This is a genomic window from Alteromonas antoniana (assembly GCF_019249295.1).
In the GTDB taxonomy this organism is placed as follows: domain Bacteria; phylum Pseudomonadota; class Gammaproteobacteria; order Enterobacterales; family Alteromonadaceae; genus Alteromonas; species Alteromonas antoniana.
The window spans coordinates 131,279-138,017 of record NZ_JAESDH010000012.1; the positions used below are offsets into that span (position 1 = coordinate 131,279).

The following is a 6,739-nucleotide window of genomic DNA, read 5'->3' on the forward strand; positions in this document are numbered from 1 at the left end:
GTTTCAGACTATTTTACCCGCATACCCGGCTTGGCGCCTTCGTGTGGTTCAAGAATATAAAGCTCGTCACCGCCAGGACCGGCAGCCAGCACCATGCCTTCTGACATACCAAAGCGCATCTTACGCGGTGCCAGATTCGCGACCATTACGGTATGCTTACCAATTAACGCTTCTGGCGCATAGGCTGATTTAATACCAGCAAATACCTGGCGGGTATCACCGTCTAAATCCAGCTCTAAGCGAAGCAGTTTATCAGCACCTTCCACATGTTCTGCATTGGCAATGCGGGCAATGCGAAGGTCAACTTTCATAAAGTCGTCAAAGGAAATCGTGTCGCTGACCGGATCTTTCGCTAACGGGGTATCCGGGTTTTTAGCTGGCTCTGCTGCTGCCAGACTTTCTTTAGAAGCATCAACCATAGCGTCAATTTTCTCCATTTCTACCCGCTGCATCATGGGTTTAAATTTATTAATAGCATGTCCGGTAAGGGCGTGCTGAACCGATTCCCACGTGAACGTATCGTTAAGGAATGCCTCAGCTTTTTCAGCCAGAACTGGCAGCACGGGTTTTAAGTAAACCACCAGCATGCGGAACATATTGATGCCCAGCGAGCACACATCGTGAGTGAAGGCTTCTTTGCCTTCTTCTTTGATTGTTACCCACGGGGCGTTAGTGTCAATAAACTGGTTGGCCTTGTCTGCCAGTGTCATAATTTCACGAATGGCCTGATGATACCTGCGACGCTCGTACAGCGAGGCAATAGTTTCAGAGGCATCCTGAAACTCTTTTAGCAATTCAGGCTCGATGATGTTTTCAGACAATTTGCCGTCAAAGCGCTTGGAGATAAACCCGGCACAGCGACTGGCAATGTTCACAACCTTATTAACCAGGTCAGAATTCACTTTCTGCGCAAAATCGGTAAAGTTCAGATCGATATCCGTTACACCATCACCCAGTTTAGAGGCAAAGTAATAACGCAGATATTCCGGGTTCAGGTGGTCCAGATACGTACGGCCTTTGATAAACGTACCGCGGGATTTGGACATTTTTGCGCCATTCACCGTCACGAAGCCATGAATATTGACGCCAGTGGGTTTACGGTAACCCGCACCTTCCAGCATCGCTGGCCAGAACAGGCAATGGAAGTAGGTGATGTCTTTGCCGATGAAGTGGTATAGCTCGGCGTCAGAATCCGGGTTCCAGTAGCTGTCAAAATCGACGTTGTTCTGGTCACAGTAATTCTTAAAGCTGGCCATGTAGCCAACCGGGGCGTCTACCCAAACGTAGAAAAACTTGTTTGGCGCACCTGGAATTTCAAAACCAAAATAAGGCGCATCGCGGCTGATATCCCACTGCTGTAAGCCTTCTTCAAACCACTCCTGTAGCTTATTGGCCATTTCTTTTTGCAGCGCACCTGAGCGGATCCAGTCTTTCAGCATGCCTTCGAACTGAGGCAGGTCGAAGAAGTAGTGTTCGGACTCTTTCAGGATTGGCGTTGCGCCGGATACCACACTACGGGGATCTTTCACCTCGGTAGGGCTGTAGGTCGCACCGCATACGTCACAACTGTCACCGTTTTGATCTTCAGCACCGCAGCTTGGACAGGTGCCTTTGACAAACCTGTCAGGTAAGAACATTTCTTTCTGCGGATCGAAAAGCTGGTTAATCACGCGCTTAGAAATGTATCCGGCCTTATCCAGGCGGTGGTAAATCTCTTCGCAGATTTCCTTGTTTTCCGGCGAGTGCGTCACATAATAGTTGTCATACTCAACGAAGAAATCCTGCAGATCCTGATGATGTTCCGCACGGGTTCTGGCCACCATCTCTTCTGGCGTGATCCCCAGCTCCTGGGCTTTAAGCATCACAGGCGTGCCATGTGCATCATCGGCGCAAACGCTGTAACATTCGTTACCACGTAAACGCTGGAATCGCGTCCAGATATCGGTTTGAATGTGCTCAAGCAGGTGACCTAAGTGGATAGAACCGTTTGCATACGGTAAAGCACTGGTCACCAGAATACGGCGTTTCGCGTTCTCGCCGCTGGCTGCGGTGGACAAAGAGTTTTCTGACATAATGACGTTGTACTTGATTCTTCGCGTTGAAAAATGGGAGCAAATACTAGCGGAAAACCGCCATTTTTGCATTACGTAATTCACGTAATCTCACAAATAGATTCCTGAAATTAGAGGGTAACGTATGTTTTTTTCCCGTAAGGGCGACAAAATCACAGAAGCAGTGGCAAAGGCGCTGGCCGATTATCTGAGCATAGACAGTCAGCAAACCCGTCCCTGGTGCACTCAACAGGGTGATACTATCAACATCGAGGTGCCTTTTTGCATGAAAAGTCAGACAGAAACGTTACGCCATTATCTGGAAGATGCATTGCACGCAGCGGGCCATACTTCAGGCATCGTAGTGCGCCAGAAAGTTCGCTCTACGCAAACCGCACAGCCACACATTAACAATATCAAAAACATCATTGCGATTGCGTCCGGAAAGGGGGGAGTGGGGAAATCCACCACCGCGGTGAATCTGGCTTTAGCACTGATGCAGGAAGGGGCCAGCGTGGGTATTCTGGATGCCGATATTTACGGGCCCTCTGTGCCGATTATGCTGGGGAACCCGGATGCGCATCCACAAAGCAGTGATAACAAGCATATGCAGCCTTTGTCTGCATATGGCATTGTGGCGAACTCGATTGGGTATCTGGTGCCGCCAGAAGATGCCGCGGTGTGGCGCGGCCCGATGGCAAGCCGCGCGTTAAAGCAACTGCTGGATGAAACACTGTGGCCGGTGCTCGATTATTTGATTGTGGATATGCCGCCGGGTACAGGCGATATTCAGCTTACGATGGCACAGCAAGTGCCTCTGAGTGGCGCAGTGGTGGTGACCACGCCACAGGATTTAGCGGTTGCCGATGCGCAAAAAGGCATTTCTATGTTCGAAAAGGTGAATGTGCCGGTACTGGGACTGATTGAAAACATGAGCTTCTACCGCTGCTCTGCATGTGGTCACAAGGACACGATATTCTCAGAAGACGGCGGTGAAGCACTGGCCGAGCGTTACGGATTGCCGTTGCTGGCAGCGTTGCCTCTGGACAAGCGCTTGCGGGCATATGCTGACGAAGGCGAGCCATTCGTGGTGGCCGAGCCGGAGGATGATATTTCCCGCTATTACCGTGAAGCGGCCAGAGCCATGTCGATGCAATTGGCGTTGACGCAACCGGCCAGTGAAAATGAGTCGCACCTTAAAGGGGATCCCATTGGATTTACCTCGCTGTAAAACGGCTAAAAACCGTTGTCGGTTGCAGCCTTAGCGCGCATAATAGCGCCCACTTCAGGATACAGGAATCATCATGCGATTAAGCGATCGTGACATTTTTGAACATTTGGAAACCGGTAAAATATCCATTACGCCGCGTCCCGATTATGATCAGATAAGCGGGATCACCGTGGATATCCGATTGGGCAACAAATTTCGCGTTTTTGAAGATCATCAGGCGCCTTACATTGACTTAAGTGGCCCTAAAGCACAGGTGCAGGAAGCACTGGAATCGGTAATGAGTGATGAGATTGCCATCGCGCCGGACAAAGCATTCTTTCTGCATCCGGGCGAGCTGGCTTTGGCGGTTACACATGAATCCGTTACGCTGCCGGATAATATCGTAGGCTGGTTGGATGGCCGGTCTTCACTGGCACGCCTGGGACTGATGGTTCACGTTACGGCACACCGCATCGATCCGGGTTGGTCAGGAAACATTGTGCTTGAGTTTTTCAACAGCGGAAAATTGCCTCTGGCCCTGAAGCCGCTGATGAAAATTGGAGCGCTTAGCTTTGAGACCTTATCGCGCCCGGCAGAGAAACCTTATAACGCCCGTCCTGACGCCAAATATAAAGGGCAGTCTGGCGCTGATTCCAGCCGCATCAGCTCAGACTCGCAGCAGTAATTTACTTCTGCAATAGCACCAGTAAAGGCTTACAGCCCCTGGGCTTGCGACACATTTTACGCGTTGAAAGACCGGCATCGCACTCGTGATAGCCGGTTTTTTTCGAACTATCCTGCCTGTGTAAATCCAAATAGCGTCTCTCAAGCACACAAGTTGCCGGTGGCCTTGGTTCTTCAGTTGTAAAAAAATTGTTTCATACACTTTACTTAATCGATTAAGTGTCGTAGTTTTAAGGGGTGCTTAACTCTTAATACAGGATACATTATGCGTCTTGCCTTTTTGTTGTTCGCAGTACTGGGTTTATCGGCGAATGCCGCGGAACTGACAGTCTCGTCACCCGATGACAAGATCACACTGACAATCACCGATAGTGACACCTATTCACACTATCAAGTGTCATTTCAGGGGAAACAGGTTATCCGGCCTTCCCGTTTAGGCTTTGCATTCGAGAAAGCCAAACCCCTTTATCGTAATCTGGCGCTAACCGAGGTCAGTCGCGACAGCGAAGACTCGACCTGGGAACAGCCCTGGGGTGAACAGCGCGTTATTCGCAATCACTATAATGAGCTTACGGTAAAGCTCACAGACCGTGATGATAAAAACAATGCGCTTACGTTGCAGGTACGTGTATTCAACGATGGCGTGGGGTTTCGCTACCATGTTAAGGCCGATGGGCCGCGAGCAATAGCCCGTGAAATGACAGAGTTTTCTATCGTGGATTCGCATACCGCAACTGCCTACTGGATACCGGGGCAGGGGTACGAGCGACAGGAGTATTTATATCGCGAAACACCCGTTCAGGAGGTCATGCTGGCCAGCACGCCTATGACGGTTAAACTGGACTCCGGCGTGCATATGGCAATTCACGAAGCCGCGCTGGTGGATTACGCGGGTATGAGTCTGGACAGACAACACCTTGGCCGTTTCGAGGCCAATCTGGCACCGCGCGCCGATGGTGTAAAAGTCAGAAAGCCGGGCAGTTTCACAACGCCGTGGCGAACCATACAAATTGCTGCTAATGCGCCTGGACTGATCAATTCCTATCTTACCTTAAACCTGAATGAGCCCAACAAACTGGGCGACGTAGACTGGGTGAACCCAGGCAAATACATCGGTATCTGGTGGGGGATGCACATTCAGAAATACACCTGGGGCTCGGGTGAGAAACATGGCGCCACTACTGAAAACACCATTCGCTACATGGACTTTGCCGCAAAGCATGGCTTTGACGGTGTGCTGGTAGAAGGCTGGAATACCGGTTGGGATGGCGACTGGATCCAGAACTCAGAGTTATTCTCCTTCACCGAAGGCTATCCGGATTTCGATATTGAAAAAGTTTCAGAACATGGCAAAAACGTTGGCGTGAAACTGATTGGACACCATGAAACTTCCGGCGGCATCACCAATTACGAAGAACAAATGGAAGACGGCTTTGCGCTTTATGAGCGCATGGGCGTAGAGCAAATCAAAACCGGGTATGTGGCGCATGGCCAGAGCTTAAAACGCAAAGACGAAAACGGTGTGATGCGCTTTGAATATACCGACAGCCAGGATGTAGTTAATCACTTTATACACAATGTGAAAACTGCCGCAAAGTACGGGTTGTCTATCAATACGCATGAGTCGGTGAAAGACACCGGACTTCGCAGAACCTATCCAAACTGGATTTCGCGGGAAAGTGCGCGCGGGCAGGAATACAACTCAGGTTGGGCGGCTCCCAATCCACCAGAACATGTACCGATGCTGGCGTTTACAAGAATGCTGTCAGGGCCCATGGATTTTACGCCCGGTATTTTTGATCTTGATTATCCGCCAATTAAAGGTGGTACTGAAGAGCACGGTCTGACCGAGTATATGCGTCCGCAGACCACTATTGCCAAGCAGTTGGCAGAGTATGTGGTGATCTACAGCCCCATCCAGATGGCGGCAGACTTACCGGAAAACTACGAAGCTAAACCAGCACCTTTTCAGTTTATTAAAGATGTACCGACCGACTGGGAAAAGACTGTTGCATTACAAGGCGAGGTAGGGGACTTTGTGGTTATCGCCCGTAAAGAAAAGGCGCATCGTGAGTACAGCGGTAATGACTGGTATCTCGGCGCAATTACCAACGAGGAGTCTCGTACACTTGAAGTACCGCTTTCGTTTCTTGATAAAGGACAAACCTATGAGGCACAAATTTATCAGGACGGCGAAAAAGCGGACTGGCAGAAAAATCCTTATGGCATTGACATTGTCAGCAAGAAGATGACTGCCGGCGACAAACTGACACTGAAGCTGGCTGCGGCCGGAGGTACTGCCATCCGTTTCAGGGCGCTGTAAGCAGCAAACTAACACGATGTGTGCCTGACGCTCACAGGCAAGGTAAAAACCAGGTTGTTCAGCACAACCTGGTTTTTTTTCTTAGACTACACCCTAGTTAGGAATGTAACCGAGGGTGGGGCTTAAGAAGCATTCTACAGAGCAATAAGCAGCATTACATGCCGCTTTGCGTTGCTGGGCTATTGTTGTTTTGGGCGTTTTTCGTTCGAATAGCTATTCGGCGGGCTTTTTTCGCTTGTTAAGCGTTGCATTGATAGCAAAAATGAGTACACTTGTCGGCTCTTTCGGTCGGTGTGTGGCGCAGCTTGGTAGCGCACTGTCATGGGGTGTCAGGGGTCGGAGGTTCAAATCCTCTCACACCGACCAACTTCTCTCTTCCCCGCTAGCAGCTTGGGGCTCTACCCCATAAACGGGGGATCAGCATTCATCTTACACGATTAATTACACCATCCCATCCGCAATGGGTCATTA

4 protein-coding genes and 1 tRNA gene are annotated in these 6,739 nt (G+C 50.1%); 4 read left to right on the forward strand and 1 reads right to left on the reverse strand.

Features of this window, described 5'->3' with window-relative positions:
• Positions 1 to 8: 8 nt before the first annotated feature.
• On the reverse strand, positions 9 to 2,072 hold the full coding sequence (gene metG, locus JKP77_RS11965; protein WP_218311458.1) for a methionine--tRNA ligase: 2,064 nt from the start codon (positions 2,070 to 2,072) through the stop codon (positions 9 to 11).
• Between the two features lie 124 nt (positions 2,073 to 2,196).
• Between metG and apbC the strand changes: the two genes are divergently transcribed.
• The 4 genes from apbC (at position 2,197) to JKP77_RS11985 (ending at position 6,634) form a co-directional block, all read left to right on the forward strand.
• Positions 2,197 to 3,282 (forward strand): iron-sulfur cluster carrier protein ApbC, encoded by a 1,086-nt coding sequence (apbC, locus tag JKP77_RS11970; protein ID WP_218311459.1) that lies wholly within the window; start codon positions 2,197 to 2,199, stop codon positions 3,280 to 3,282.
• A gap of 73 nt (positions 3,283 to 3,355) precedes the next feature.
• The gene (dcd, locus tag JKP77_RS11975) at positions 3,356 to 3,946 is read left to right on the forward strand and encodes a dCTP deaminase (RefSeq protein WP_218311460.1); all 591 of its coding nucleotides are present in this window, start codon (positions 3,356 to 3,358) and stop codon (positions 3,944 to 3,946) included.
• 264 nt (positions 3,947 to 4,210) lie between these two features.
• Positions 4,211 to 6,268, forward strand: coding sequence for a glycoside hydrolase family 97 protein (locus tag JKP77_RS11980; RefSeq protein ID WP_218311461.1), 2,058 nt, complete (start codon positions 4,211 to 4,213; stop codon positions 6,266 to 6,268).
• Between the two features lie 289 nt (positions 6,269 to 6,557).
• A tRNA-Pro gene (locus tag JKP77_RS11985) sits at positions 6,558 to 6,634 on the forward strand.
• Positions 6,635 to 6,739: the final 105 nt, after the last annotated feature.

What these genes read in the sequence shown, in the direction of transcription:
- apbC (WP_218311459.1), top strand. Translation starts at nt 2,197, where the DNA reads ATGTTTTTTTCCCGTAAGGGCGACAAAATCACAGAAGCAGTGGCAAAG.
- JKP77_RS11980 (WP_218311461.1), top strand. Translation starts at nt 4,211, where the DNA reads ATGCGTCTTGCCTTTTTGTTGTTCGCAGTACTGGGTTTATCGGCGAAT.
- metG (WP_218311458.1), bottom strand. Translation starts at nt 2,072, where the DNA reads ATGTCAGAAAACTCTTTGTCCACCGCAGCCAGCGGCGAGAACGCGAAA.
- dcd (WP_218311460.1), top strand. Translation starts at nt 3,356, where the DNA reads ATGCGATTAAGCGATCGTGACATTTTTGAACATTTGGAAACCGGTAAA.